Annotated in this window: 6 protein-coding genes; 1 reads left to right on the forward strand and 5 read right to left on the reverse strand. The window is 30.8% G+C overall.

Going from position 1 to position 14,066, the window contains the following annotated elements; translation table 11 throughout:
• Nucleotides 1-2: 2 nt before the first annotated feature.
• From K8354_RS07385 to K8354_RS07395, 3 genes are read right to left on the reverse strand one after another with little or no spacing between them, the layout of a single operon-like run.
• Nucleotides 3-1,394: a bifunctional UDP-3-O-[3-hydroxymyristoyl] N-acetylglucosamine deacetylase/3-hydroxyacyl-ACP dehydratase gene (locus tag K8354_RS07385; RefSeq protein WP_223446845.1), complete on the reverse strand. Its 1,392-nt coding sequence runs from the start codon at nt 1,392-1,394 to the stop codon at nt 3-5.
• Complete coding sequence (lpxD, locus tag K8354_RS07390) at nt 1,391-2,428, reverse strand: UDP-3-O-(3-hydroxymyristoyl)glucosamine N-acyltransferase (RefSeq protein ID WP_223446847.1); 1,038 nt, start codon at nt 2,426-2,428, stop codon at nt 1,391-1,393. Before lpxD ends, K8354_RS07385 begins: the two co-directional genes overlap by 4 nt.
• A gap of 45 nt (nt 2,429-2,473) precedes the next feature.
• Nucleotides 2,474-3,697 carry an HD domain-containing protein gene (locus tag K8354_RS07395; RefSeq protein WP_223446849.1) on the reverse strand — a complete coding sequence of 408 codons (1,224 nt, stop codon included), beginning with the start codon at nt 3,695-3,697 and terminating at the stop codon, nt 2,474-2,476.
• 131 nt (nt 3,698-3,828) lie between these two features.
• Here K8354_RS07395 and porX point away from each other — a divergent pair, with 131 nt between their 5' ends.
• Entirely contained in the window at nt 3,829-5,376 is a 1,548-nt protein-coding gene (gene porX, locus K8354_RS07400) for a T9SS response regulator signal transducer PorX (RefSeq protein ID WP_223446851.1), read from the forward strand.
• A 331-nt stretch (nt 5,377-5,707) separates the two neighbouring features.
• On the opposite strand, the gene K8354_RS07405 is transcribed toward porX, so the two are convergent.
• Together K8354_RS07405 and K8354_RS07410 are read right to left on the reverse strand one after the other, a co-directional pair.
• On the reverse strand, nt 5,708-5,866 hold the full coding sequence (locus K8354_RS07405; RefSeq protein ID WP_223446853.1) for a hypothetical protein: 159 nt from the start codon (nt 5,864-5,866) through the stop codon (nt 5,708-5,710).
• Nucleotides 5,867-5,875: 9 nt separating this feature from the next.
• A complete protein-coding gene (locus tag K8354_RS07410; RefSeq protein WP_223446855.1) occupies nt 5,876-13,924 on the reverse strand; it encodes a leucine-rich repeat domain-containing protein in 8,049 nt (2,682 codons plus the stop codon).
• Nucleotides 13,925-14,066: the final 142 nt, after the last annotated feature.

A 14,066-nucleotide genomic window follows, 5' to 3' on the forward strand; every position in this document is an offset into this window, starting at 1 on the left:
TTTTATTTTTTTCTAGCTATTTGCGCCATTAATTCAGCTTCTGCAACTAATTTTCCTTTTGCATACGCATAGGCTTGCATATGACAAATTCCCCTTCTTATTGGCGTAATTAATTCGCATTTAAAAATTAATGTATCTCCAGGCAATACTTTTTGTTTGAACTTAACATTGTCCATTTTCATAAAATATGTTAAGTAATTTTCTGGATCCGGAACTGTGCTTAAAACTAAAATACCACCACATTGAGCCATTGCTTCTACCTGTAAAACACCTGGCATTACAGGAGCTCCTGGAAAATGCCCCACAAAAAAACCTTCGTTCATCGTGACGTTTTTCATACCAACCACATGTTTATCTGAAAGCTCTATAACTCTATCTACCAATAAAAAAGGTGGTCTATGAGGTAAAATATCCATGATTTGATGAATATCTAATAACGGCGGTAAGTTTAAATCGTATTGAGGAACGTAGTTTCTCTTTTCTACTTTTATAATTTTTGCCAATTTTTTTGCAAACTGTGTATTGATTAAATGACCCGGTTTGTTAGCAATTACTTTTCCTTTAATTCTAGTACCCACTAAGGCTAAATCACCAATAACATCTAATAATTTATGACGAGCAGCTTCATTTGCCCAACGCAACGTAAGGTTGTCTAAAATTCCGTTTGGTTTTACAGAAATATTATCTTTTTTAAATGCTACTTTTAATTTTTGCATTGTACTCTCTGACAATTCTTTATCAACATAAACAATTGCATTGTTTAGATCTCCTCCTTTTATCAAATCGTTTTCTAATAACATTTCTATTTCATGCAAAAAGCTGAAAGTTCTAGCATTTGCTATTTCTTCTTTAAAATCAGACATTTTGCACAAAGTAGCATTTTGGGTTCCTAATATTTTAGTACCAAAATCTACCATGGTTGTTACTTGATATTCCTCTGATGGCATTAAAATAATTTCGCTTCCTGTAATATCATCTTTATAAGAAATAATTTCTTTAACAACATACTCTTCTATATAAGCATCTTGTTCTTTAATGCCAGCTTTTTCTAAAGCTTCTATAAAATACTTCGATGAACCATCCATAATAGGTGGTTCAGAAGCATCTACTTCTATTAACAAATTATCGATATCCAAGCCAACTGCCGCTGCCAAAACATGCTCTGAAGTTTGTATTTTAACTCCATTCTTTTCTAGGTTTGTACCCCTCTGAGTTGTTACCACATATTCCGCTTTCGCTTCAATTGTTGGCGCCCCCTCTAAGTCTACTCTGCTAAAAGCAAAGCCATGATTTACGGGCGCTGGCTTTAATGTCATAGAAACTTTATTACCAGTATGCAAACCTACACCTGTTAATGTAATTGCTGTTTTTATTGTTTTTTGTTTCTTACTCATTGTTTTTTATTTTGAGTCTTCAACTCTTTTTCTAGTTGATTAATTTTTAATACTATGCTTGGTAAACTTTTAAAAAGCGCATAACTTTTATTAAAATCTTGTACTTTAAAAGCAGGGGTACCATTTACAATTGTATTCTCTTTTATATTTTTTGAAATTCCGGCTTGTGCTAAAATTTTAACGTTGTTGCCTATCTTAATATGGCCTGCAATTCCTACTTGACCGCCAATCATGCAATTATCACCAATTTTTGAAGAACCTGCAACACCTGTTTGGGCAGCAATTACAGTATTTTTACCAATTTCTACATTATGGGCAATCTGTATTTGATTATCTAGTTTTACGCCTTTTCTTATAATGGTTGCTCCTAAAGTAGCTCTATCTATCGTTGATGCAGACCCTATATCTACATAATCTTCTATAATTACGCTTCCGATTTGAGGAATGGCTGTAAACTCTCCTTTGTCATTTGGCGCAAAACCAAATCCGTCGGCGCCAATAATACTGCCCGCATGTATATTACAATGCTTCCCTATTTGGGTTTCTGAATAAATCTTTACCCCAGAAAAAATAGTGGTATTGTCACCAATTACCGTATTATCACCTATGTAAACATGGGGATATATTTTAACATTATTCCCAATAACAACATTGTCTCCTATATAACAAAACGCTCCTAAATATTCATCATTACCAATCTTTGCAGACTTTGATATAAAATGAGGTGTTTCCCGACCTATTTTATTATTTTTTACTTTATTGTAAAATTCTAATAATTTTGAAAAAGATTGATACGCATCTTCTACTATTACAAGCGTTGCATTAATTTCTTTTTCTGGCTTAAAACTCTTATTTACAATAACAATTGAGGCATTTGTTGCATATAAAAATGAATTATATTTAGGGTTTGATAAAAAGCTTAGTGAACCTTTTTCCCCTTCTTCTATTTTAGATAACTTAGAAACTTCTTGATCAGGATTCCCTTGAACCTCTCCCTCTAAAATATCGGCTATTTGTTGTGCTGTAAATTTCATTAAAGGCAAAAGTATAAAAATTAAAGGTATTTGGCTAATATCATTTTACTTTGGGTAACAAATAAAGTATTTTACCACAGGTTTTGTGAGTGCCTGTAGATTTAATTGATCAGAAGCTTTCGCAATATCCTTTATTTTTCCTTTTTTATTTAAGATAAAAATAGGTTCGTCTAAATTGTAGGCTTGGTTTTTAATTTCTTGAGAAAACACAAAATAATTTATTTCATCTTTAGAAATGCCCAATCTTTTGGCAAACTTATCTCGCTTTTTATCTATCCTTAAGTCATCAAAAAAATCTTTCTGAATTTCTACACGCAATAATTTTCTATCTACAATCATTTGAGATAATAAAGAAAGTACTTTATCACTATGATTGGTCCATTCTTTTATGGCAGATAAAATATCATAATCATCTAATTTAGAAAACATTTCTAAAGTTTCATCTGTAAAATTTTCTTTATTTATTTGATGGTATAAAAAATATTTTAAAGACGTGCTTGCAAACAAATCGATTCCTTTTTCGGCAAGTTCTTTTGCTCGCCTTAACACATTAACCAACATATTTTCTGCAACTAAACCCGTTTTATGCAAATATACTTGCCAATACATTAATCTTCTTGCTACTAAAAATTTCTCTACAGAATAAATACCTTTTTGCTCAATTACTAAGGCATCATCTTTTACATTCATCATCACAATTAATCTATCTGATGAAATATTCCCTTCAGCAACACCCGTATAAAAACTATCTCTTTTTAAATAATCTAATCGATCTATATCTAATTGACTAGAAATTAATTGACATAAAAATTTACGTGGATATTTCCCTTCAAAGATCTCGATAGCCAGTGTTAATTTTCCATCAAACTCGTTATTTAAGCTGTTCATAAATTTAAGTGATATTTCTTCATGAGAAATTCCACTAACAATACTGTGTTCTAAGGCATGAGAAAAAGCACCGTGACCTATATCATGCAATAAAATAGCAATACACAAAGCATTTTCTTCTTCTTTAGAGATACTAATTTGTTTAAATCGTAAAACCCTAACTGCTTTTTGCATTAAATGAATACAACCTAAAGCATGATTAAAACGTGTATGATTTGCTCCCGGATATACTAAATTAGAAAAACCCATTTGTGCAATTCTTCTTAAGCGCTGAAAATAAGGGTGTTCTATAATATCAAAAATTAACGAATTCGGAATTTGAATAAATCCATAAATCGGATCATTTAAAACTTTTAATTTATTTGGTTTTTTTTTGTTCAAAAGACTTGTTTTATCAATCTATCGCAAAGTACGAACAATATTTTTTTTGGCAATATTTTATCATTTTAATACACTTCAAAATAGAACAAAACTGTACATTTAGGCATAAATAGAAAATCTAAAATTGAATTATGAGCGGTATACAAATTTTATGGGTAGATGATGAAATAGAGTTATTAAAACCTCATATCCTTTTTTTAGAACGCAAAAATTATAAAGTTACCACCTGCACAAACGGCGCTGATGCTATTGATTTAGTAGCCAAAGAAAATTTTGATATCGTTTTTTTAGATGAAAACATGCCAGGATTAACAGGTTTAGAAACACTTGCTGAAATTAAACAAAAACAAGCTAATTTGCCTGTAGTGATGATTACAAAAAGTGAGGAAGAATATATTATGGAAGAAGCCATTGGCTCTAAAATTGCAGATTATTTGATAAAACCTGTAAACCCAAGTCAGATTTTATTGAGTTTGAAAAAGAATTTAGATCATTCTAGGTTAATTTCAGAAAAAACCACTTCCAATTATCAGCAAGAGTTTAGAAAAATATCGATGGATTTAGCTATGACAAACTCTTATGAAGATTGGATTGAGCTTTACAAAAAATTGATTCATTGGGAATTAGAATTAGAAAACATTAGTGACCCAGGCATGTTGGGTATTTTAGAAAGTCAGAAACAAGAGGCTAATAGTCAGTTCTTTAAATTTATAAAAAGGAATTATGAAGATTTTTTAACCGCTCATGATAAACCTACTTTTTCTCATACCTTATTTAAAGATTATATAGTCCCAGAATTAAGCAAAGAGCAAAGTGTTTTATGGGTGGTGATTGATAATTTACGCTATGATCAATATAGAATTTTAGAACCTTTAATTAACAATCATTACAAAAAAGATCGAGAACATTCTTATTTTTCTATTTTGCCTACGGCAACTCAATATGCTAGAAATGCTATATTTTCTGGATTGATGCCTTCTGAAATGGAAAAAAGACATCCTAATTTGTGGAAAAATGATACCGATGAAGGGGGCATGAATTTGTATGAAAATGATTTTTTATCCGCTCAAATAAAGCGTTTAGGATTGGATATAAAACATGAATATTATAAAATAACATCCCTTAAAAGTGGTAAAGAATTAGCTGATAATTTTAATGGCACGAAACAAAACGATCTAACGGCATTGGTGTATAATTTTGTGGATACACTCTCTCATTCTAAAACAGAAATGGAAGTTATTAAAGAATTAGCTGGTGATGACAAGGCTTACAGAAGTCTTACTTTAAGTTGGTTTAAGAACTCTCCCCTATATGAAATCATTCAAAAAGCGCAACATTTAGGACAGAAATTAATTATTACCACAGATCATGGAACGATTAACTGCAAGCACCCAACGAAAGTAATTGGAGATAAAAACATCAGCTCTAACCTCCGTTATAAAACAGGTAGAAGTTTAAGTTATGAAGAGAAAGATGTCTATGCTGTTAGGAATCCTAAAGATATCTTTTTACCAACAATTGCAATGAATGCACCATTTATTTTTGCCAAAGAAGATCTATTTTTCGCCTACCCAAACAACTTTAATCATTTTGTAAAATATTACAAAAACACCTATCAACATGGCGGGGTTTCCTTAGAAGAAATGATTATTCCTTGTTCAGTGTATAGTCCGAAATAAAAAGCCCATCTTAACCTTCATATAGGTTCTATGAAAAAAATCACCAAAAATCCTAAAGAGTATCTTCCTGAAGATATTTTATTTCCTAGAATTTAGAAGAAGTAATAACTCACAAAGGCATTGTATTGCATAAGAAATATAAAGATTAAAAACGTTTTCTTATTGTTCATACTATTGATGCTAGTCAAGTTTTAGAAGATTGTTTGTTCGATTTTAAAATAATTAGGAATTTTAGATATTAGGAATTTGTATTCAATAAAAAACCTCACAAATTTTTACAATCTGTGAGGTTTTTAAAGGCAATGTAGCTTTTTGTTTAAAAAGAAGTTCTTTAATCAAAACCTCCACCTACTGGATCTGGGCTAGATGCTTGTGCTTTTTTCGGGTTTAAAATTATATACGTTCCAATGGCGGTTAAAGCAGCATATTTGCTGTAATTACCTATTTTTTTTATAGCTTCTTTTCTTGAAATTTCTTTCTTATTTTCCATTTGGTTTTCTTATTTAATTACTATTTTTTTGGATATTGTTTTATTCTCTGAAATCAATTTAACGGTATAAATACCTGCTTTTAAACTCGCTGGTAAATCGATTTTCTGATCTTTAGTGGATGCTAGTTTAAAGACTCCTTGTCCTAAAACATTGTACAATTCTATAGCTGCTGCTTTATCATTTAAGCCCTGTACATATAAAGTATTATTCGCTGCGTACATTTGAATTTTATCAACTATTGAATCATCAGTACTTAATGCTTTAGAATAACCAATATGCAAGTACAATGTTTTTTGAGTGTTTATGGCATCATCAAAAGATATTTTATAAGTACTGGTTGTATTCGTGATATCTGTAAAAACATCATTTTCTCTGTCTTCAAGCAGTAAAACTATATTTTCTGGTAAGTTTTCATGAAGTGATGAAAGTTGAACTTCGGCTTTATTTGAAAGTACAGTAATCGGAATGATAACTTCTTCTTTATCCTCTAAATTAATAGATTGAATTGCATACTTGTTTGTATTACTTTCATCTACTAAATGAGAATAAAAATCAAAAGAAGATGTACTAAAGTTCCCTAGATCTAAACCAATGTCAAAACCTTTTGTTGCATGGCTAAAAAACTTGATATCTGTTGTTACCGTATGAGCACCATTATTGGCTGATAATTTTATATATTGATGCACTTCCTTGCTAAATGTATTATCGCCTGTTGTTGGTTTTAAACTACGTTTTGCTTCCTTAAATTCAATGGAATTCTGATCGGCTTTTACTTTTATAAAAAATCCTTGTCCTGGTGTAAATGAACGATTTTGAATATCTAACTCACTAACAACAACATATTTATTTTGTGTGCTATTCCAAATGTATAAACCTTTAAATTCATCCTCTAGAATATCATAATTATCATTTATAAAACTGCTAGCACCATTTTTATTTGCTGGATAATAGGTTGTAAAAGGGTTTCCAATGGCATTCCACTCTCCCGGTTTTAATGTTTTAACGTTATTAGTGGTTGTTAAGGTACCCGTAAAACTAACCGAACCATCTGTACTTCTAGAAAGTGCATAGCTTTCTCCTGATGTAAATGTTAAACCTGCATCTAAATCTTCTGTATAATAGTTCCATTTTTGACCTGCTTCCTGACTATCATCATAATACCCTATGGCATATCTACCTGGACTCACAGCCGCATTTACACGAATATCATTATCTGTATTTAATGCAAATTCTTTAATATTTTGACCAGATACTGGTGGTGTAACCAAACTCCATAAGTTTGCTTTTAAACCTCCACGTGAATATTTAACATCTCCCGTAGCAGTGCCTACAACAAATAATACAGAACTATCTTCGTTATCAGAATTCATAATGATAGTACCATTGTTTACCATATTAGTCTTCGACTTTAAAGAAAACGTTGAATTGATAATAATTGTTCCTTCATTTTCCAACGAATTTATTTCTGAAATATCAGCACCAATTTGTAAAGTTGTACCTGATGGAATAAATACATTGTCTGTTGATGTGGGTACAATACCACCTGACCAATTGGCGGGATCACTCCACATGCCACTTACAATTGCAGTGTTAACACCGCATACTAAATTAAAACTCGCCGATGCATCTTTCTGAAAATTAGTAGTTGCAAAATCAATATCAAAAACTCTAATACACGTTAAATTATTATTTCTACAATCCAAATCTTGTAATTTCGTATTGTTACTAACATCTAGTACTGTAAGTCCATTATTAGATATCTGTAATATCTCTAAATTTGTGTTTTTACTTATATCAATACTTATTAAATTATTATTACGTACGCTTATACCTTTTAATTGCGTTAAATTTTTAATTACAGAAGGAATTGTACCATCTAATTGATTAGAATTTAACTCCACTTTGGTTACGTGTTTTTGCCCATTAATTATTCCTGTAGTAACCCCAAACCAAGCCCCAACATTTCTTTTTTGTGTGGCATCTGCTACCCAAGTAACTCCAGTATAACCACTAGATAAATCATTGCTCCAATTAGCACCTTTTGTACTATTGTATAAGGCGATTAATGCTTCTCTTTCTGCATCTGGAATAGAATTATTTGTAACTGCACTACAATTGTCTGAATAAACTACGCCGTTGTCGATAACACCTCCTTCTTCTTGGTAATTGGATAATTGCCAAGCTACTAATTCATCTGTTGGAACTTCTATACAACCTAATGCATTTCTATTTAAGCGTAATCTATTTGCAGTAGGATTAACATTTGTTCCAAAAATAGTTGGAGATACAGCAATTTTCAATTCTGAAATATTATTATATCGTGCTCTAAAATCTCTCAAAACTTCTGAGTTACTTAAATCTAAAGAGTTACTTATTTCATTGAATTCAATATTTAAATTTTCTAAATTTTCTAAATTAGTAATCGTTAGAGGTAAGCTTCTTAAATTATTATACTGTAATTGTAATTTCTCCAAACTAGTAATATTTCCAATTTCATCAGGTAAACTTGTTAAAGTATAAGTTAGTTGAGATCCTACTGGCCTTGTTCTTTGATAAGAAACATTAAGTTCTTTTAAGTTGGCGAAGTTTCCAATTCCTGATGGTAAACTCTCTAAGCCATTATAACTTAAATTTAGTTTCTCTAATGTTGCTATATTTCCTATTTCATTTGGTAAACTTGTTAAGGTGGCTGTATATTGAACTGAATTTATAATCTCTAATTGAGAACTTAAATTTAACTCTACCAAACTTGTGAAATTTCCAATTCCTGCTGGTAAACTCTTTAAACGATTGTTAGATAGATTTAAATACTGTAACTTACTTAAATTCCCTATCTCTGTTGCTATAGTCTCTATACTTCCATTTAATAAATCTAGTCTCGTTAATTCTGTTAAAGCTGCAATTTCTTTTGGAATATTTCCTGATACGTTTATGTAATAAGTTAACTCAATCTTTGTTACATGTTTTTGCCCGTTGATAATTTCTGTTGTAACACCTTGCCAAGAACCAACATTCGTTAATTCTGCAGCATCTGTGCTCCAATTGGTTCCAACCCAAGTGACTCCTGTTGCTGCATCTATTTTATCCCCTCCGTTAGTTGCTATATAAAAAGCAATTAATGCCTCTCTCTCTGTTTGCGGAACTCTAAATCCGGTACAACTATCACTAAAGGCAATCCCATTGTCCGCTGTTTGTGGTCTTTGCGCATACCTTGTATCCCAATTACTTACTTCTGCTATAGGTACTTCTACACAACTGATAAATGGATTGCTACTTATATTAAAATGGTATGATGGACTACTGGTACTAAAATTAGAAACTGGGGCATCTATTCTTAAGTCTGTGATTTTATTATTATTTAATTGTAATCTTGTTAACTTAGTTAAGTTCGTTAAATCTACTAAACCTTCTATGCCACTATACGAAGCTTCTAAGACTTCTAAATTTAATAACTTATTCATTGTTGTTGGTAAACTTCTCAACGTATAAGTAAGAACACCTCCTGTAGTTGCATCTCTTATTTGCATATTCTCTATATACAACTCTTTCAAATTACTTAAATTTCCAATCTCATCTGGTAAACTTGTAATTTTATTATTAGAACTACTTTGTGATAAATACAATTTTTCTAAACTCGTTAAACCACCTATTGTTGTAGGTAATTCCGTTAAATTATTTGCCTCTAATCGTAACTCAATTAAACTCGTTAAACCATTTATTGTTGAGGGAATTTCTGTTAATGCATTATAATTCAGATATAATTTTTCAAGACTAGCTATATTTCCTATTTCATCAGGCAAATTAGTTAAAGTTAATATGTGAACATTTCCTGGTCTTGTCTCTTGATAAGTGATTCTTAACTCTTTTAAATTTGCAAAATTTCCGATTCCTGATGGTAAGCTCGTTAAGCCATTATAACTTAAATCTAACTTCTCTAAAGTCGCTATATTACCTATCTCATCTGGTAAACTTGTTAAAGGCCTAACATAATTAAAGTTACCTAATCTATCTTTATATTGATAGCTTAAATTTAACTCTATCAAACTTGCAAAATTCCCAATTCCTGTTGGTAAAATCTCTATGTTATTATTTGATAAATTTAAATATTGTAACTTACCTAAGTTACCTATCTCTGTTGCTATAGTCTCTATACTTCCATTTGATAAATCTAGTCTCGTTAATTCTGTTAAAGCTGCAATTTCTTTTGGAATATTTCCTGATACGTTTATGTAATAAGTTAACTCAATCTTTGTTACATGTTTTTGCCCGTTGATAATTTCTGTTGTAACACCTTGCCAAGAACCAACATTCGTTAATTCTGCAGCATCTGTGCTCCAATTGGTTCCAACCCAAGTGACTCCTGTTGCTGCATCAATTTTATCCCCTCCGTTAGTTGCTATATAAAAAGCAATTAATGCCTCTCTCTCTGTTTGCGGAACTCTAAATCCAGCACAACTATCACTAAAGGCAATGCCATTGTCCGCTATTTGTGGTCTTTGCGCATACCTTGTATCCCAATTACTTACTTCTGCTATAGGTACTTCTACACAACTGATAAATGGATTGCTACTTATATTAAAATGGTATGATGGACTACTGGTACTAAAATTAGAAACTGGGGCATCTATTCTTAAGTCTGTGATTTTATTATTATTTAATTGTAATCTTGTTAACTTAGTTAAGTTCGTTAAATCTACTAAACCTTCTATGCCACTATACGAAGCTTCTAAGACTTCTAAATTTAATAACTTATTCATTGTTGTTGGTAAACTTCTCAACGTATAAGTAAGAACACCTCCTGTAGTTGCATCTCTTATTTGCATATTCTCTATATACAACTCTTTCAAATTACTTAAATTTCCAATCTCATCTGGTAAACTTGTAATTTTATTATTAGAACTACTTTGTGATAAATACAATTTTTCTAAACTCGTTAAACCACCTATTGTTGTAGGTAATTCCGTTAAATTATTTGCCTCTAATCGTAACTCAATTAAACTCGTTAAACCATTTATTGTTGAGGGAATTTCTGTTAATGCATTATAATTCAGATATAATTTTTCAAGACTAGCTATATTTCCTATTTCATCAGGCAAATTAGTTAAAGTTAATATGTGAACATTTCCTGGTCTTGTCTCTTGATAAGTGATTCTTAACTCTTTTAAATTTGCAAAATTTCCGATTCCTGATGGTAAGCTCGTTAAGCCATTATAACTTAAATCTAACTTCTCTAAAGTCGCTATATTACCTATCTCATCTGGTAAACTTGTTAAAGGCCTAACATAATTAAAGTTACCTAATCTATCTTTATATTGATAGCTTAAATTTAACTCTATCAAACTTGCAAAATTCCCAATTCCTGTTGGTAAAATCTCTATGTTATTATTTGATAAATTTAAATATTGTAACTTACCTAAGTTACCTATCTCTGTTGCTATAGTCTCTATACTTCCATTTGATAAATCTAGTCTCGTTAATTCTGTTAAAGCTGCAATTTCTTTTGGAATATTTCCTGATACGTTTATGTAATAAGTTAACTCAATCTTTGTTACATGTTTTTGCCCGTTGATAATTTCTGTTGTAACACCTTGCCAAGAACCAACATTCGTTAATTCTGCAGCATCTGTGCTCCAATTGGTTCCAACCCAAGTGACTCCTGTTGCTGCATCAATTTTATCCCCTCCGTTAGTTGCTATATAAAAAGCAATTAATGCCTCTCTCTCTGTTTGCGGAACTCTAAATCCAGCACAACTATCACTAAAGGCAATGCCATTGTCCGCTATTTGTGGTCTTTGCGCATACCTTGTATCCCAATTACTCACTTGTGCTGTTGGTACTTCTACACAACTGATAAATGGATTACTACTAATATTGAAATGATAGGTAACACTAGAACGTGCATTAAAATTAGCAACTGGGGCATCTATTTTTAGGTCTGCTATTTTATTATTATTTAATTGTAATCTTTTTAGCTTGGTTAAATTGGTTAAATCTACTAAACCACCTATTCCACTATTCGATGCCTCCATAACTTCTAAATTTAACAACTTATTCATGGTTGTTGGTAAACTCGTTAAGTGGTAAACATATTGGCTATTCTCATAGGAACGCATGTTCTCAAGATACAGTTCCTTTAATGCCCCCAAATCACCAATCTCATCTGGTAAACCTGTAATTTTATTATTAGAATTACTTTGTGATAAATATAGCTTTTGCAAACTCGATAAACCGCCTATAGTTGTCGGTAAACTAGTTAAATTATTTCCCTGTAACCTTAATTCTAACAAATTGGTTAATCCATTGATTGTCAAAGGAATAGATGTTAATCTATTATTGTTTAGTTGTAAAGAAGTCAACTTATTCAAATTCCCAATATTAGTAGGCAACTTTTTTAATTGATTATTATACAAAGTCAACTCTTCCAAATCTACCAAATCACTCATATCTTCCGGTAAATCAGTATTAAAATTAGGGTTATCTTCTCCTAATCTGTTATTGTGTAACCGTAAGAATTTTAGTTTTGTAAAACCACCTAAACCGGCAACTACTTGTAATTCGTTATCATTTAAAAACAAGGTTTCTAAATTGGTCAAATTTGCAAAAGCGGCCGGCGTATTTGATAACTCACAATTGGCAAAATCTAAAAATTGTAATTTGGTTAATTGTCCAAACTCACTGGGTATACTTGCAATATTATTAGGAGCTGCAACCAATCTTGTCAACTCAACCAAACCACCAATTTGAGGAGGCAATAAAGATATTCTTGTACTTGCAAATTCTAAAGTTTGTAACTTTTTTAAATTACCAATAGTTGTGGGTATTAAATCTACTTGAGTATTGCTAAAATATAATTGTTCTAAATCTAAAAAATTACCTAATCCAGCGGCTATTGAAGGTATTTGATTGTTATTAATGTTTAGTATTTTTAGTTTTACTAAATCGTAAAAATCATTTGGTATGGCAGTAATCGAATTATTATTCAAATACAATTCTTCTAATTTTGTTGCATTTTTTAGTTCTGTAGCGATGGTATTAATTCCAGAATTGGGTATATGTAAATGAGTTAACTCTGTAAAAACACCAATTTCTGTTGGCATTGGTCCATTTATTGCTAAACTTGTGGTATGAATTTCTGTAATTCTAGTTTCTCCATTAATAACTTCAACCTCTAACCATTCTGTATCATTTACTCCAGATTTTATAGTACTTGCATACGTGTAAGATTTATTTTCGTACAGTTTTTTTAATGCCTCTCTTTCTTTAGTATTTGGTGTTGCTGTTTTATCTGCTTGGTCGTAAGCTACTATTTTTAAACCCAAATCAAATGAACTACTCCTCAAATTTGTAAAACTAGATACATTTGGTACTTCTATAAATGCCAAGTTTGGCATATCTTTTACACCAAAAGAAGTATTTGAATTCATTACTGATGAAATAATACCATTACTAGGAAGTTTTAGAAAGCTAATATTAGATTCTGAAGTAATTATAGTTCTCATATCAGGAAAAGAACTAAAATCTAATGTTCCTGAAATATTGTTATATCCAATTGAAATAGTTTGTGTTGACAAAGGAAATAGACTTTCAGAAACATTTCCTACAAATTTATTTCGAGTTAGTTGTATATGCAATAAATCACTAAAAGAAGTTAAATCTGGAATATTACCTGAAATATCATTCGTAGATAATTGTAAAACTTGCAGTGTTGATGGTAATTTATTGACATCAATCTCACCAGATATACTATTATTTGCGATTTCTAAACGTAATAATTTGGTTAAATTTTTAAAATCTGGTAAACCACCAACTAGGTTATTACTATTCAAAAATAGTCTAGCAACATGTTTTTGACCATCAACATTATAAGTAGTTACCCCAAACCAAGTAGAAACATCAGAAGTTGAGTTTGGGTCTGTATTCCAATTGGTATTATTGGTCCAGTTATCGCCATTTGTGGCATTGTAAAAATCGATTAAAGCTTGTCTTTCTGCTTGTGATACTTGTGCGTTTATAGCAAGGCTTAAAAATGTAAAAAATAAAATTAATTTTGTTTTCATAATATTTTATTATAATTATCTAATTTTGCAATATAGTTCACATATAAAAGCAATAAAATACCTACTTGTAGGTATTTTTTCAAAAATATTTGTTTCATCATAGTTTTGTAACTGAATCTTTTTTAATGAGAATTAGTGAATT

This window comes from Polaribacter litorisediminis, from assembly GCF_019968605.1.
GTDB lineage: Bacteria > Bacteroidota > Bacteroidia > Flavobacteriales > Flavobacteriaceae > Polaribacter > Polaribacter litorisediminis.

Excerpts from the sequence above, each read along its gene's own strand:
- K8354_RS07385 (WP_223446845.1), bottom strand. The coding sequence starts at position 1,394 with ATGAGTAAGAAACAAAAAACAATAAAAACAGCAATTACATTAACAGGT.
- lpxD (WP_223446847.1), bottom strand. The coding sequence starts at position 2,428 with ATGAAATTTACAGCACAACAAATAGCCGATATTTTAGAGGGAGAGGTT.
- porX (WP_223446851.1), top strand. The coding sequence starts at position 3,829 with ATGAGCGGTATACAAATTTTATGGGTAGATGATGAAATAGAGTTATTA.
- K8354_RS07405 (WP_223446853.1), bottom strand. The coding sequence starts at position 5,866 with ATGGAAAATAAGAAAGAAATTTCAAGAAAAGAAGCTATAAAAAAAATA.
- K8354_RS07410 (WP_223446855.1), bottom strand. The coding sequence starts at position 13,924 with ATGAAAACAAAATTAATTTTATTTTTTACATTTTTAAGCCTTGCTATA.